General features: G+C 52.3%; 1 pseudogene. It reads right to left on the bottom strand.

The annotated features are described in order from the left end of the window. Window positions 1-69: 69 nt before the first annotated feature. Window positions 70-700, bottom strand: a pseudogene (locus tag ACR0ER_RS25625) (IS6 family transposase). Window positions 701-776 lie beyond the last annotated feature (76 nt).

Here is a 776-nt window from a genome sequence, read left to right as displayed (position 1 = left end):
TGTCGCAAGCTTTTTGGATGCAGAACATCGGTGGAATTGGTGAGCGTTTTACCCTGCCAGTTGGGCGAATTATTGAAACGGTCGGAGTTCGAGCGTGAATTGACCTTTGCGGATCATGTTGACCAGTTCTATGCCTGCCAGGACAGATGCGGCTGAAGCGAAAGACTTGAAGCCCAGCATAGGTCTGATCCTTCGTTTGATGAAGCGGTGATCCTGCTCAATGATGTTGTTGAGGTATTTCCGCTTGACCATCTCAATCGGGATCGGACAACCAAAGCACTTATGCATCTTGTTAATCGCCTTGATGCCAGCAGTGTTGGCACCGCTTTTGTCGACGACGATCTTACGTGGCAATCCGTTCACCTCGAGCGCGCAGGCGAAGAACCGCATCACAGCGGCTTTGTTTCGGCGCTTGGGCAGCATGAAGTCCAGTGTCTTGCCGTATTTGTCGATCGCTCGATAAAGATAAACCCATTCGTCACGAACGGTAGGCGGGACGCTTTCTATCCCGCGCCGCTTCAGCAATGAGGCCTGCATATCGGCTGACCCAGCGGTTTAGCGTTGCATGATCCAGATCAACGCCACGTTCCGCCATGATTTCTTCCAGATCCCGGTATGACACGCCGTAGCGCAGGTAGAAGAAAACCGCGTGCAAGATCACGTCTTTCGGAAAAAGCGTACCCTTAAATGAGATCGTCACGGTTTGCTCCTGTCATGTCCCAGCACGCGTTAACAGAACTGCGTTCGGTCTGACAGGTGCGGTAGAGTTTGCGACA

It is taken from the genome of Ruegeria sp. CH8, from assembly GCF_056536985.1.
This window is presented reverse-complemented; position numbering and strand designations above follow the sequence as displayed.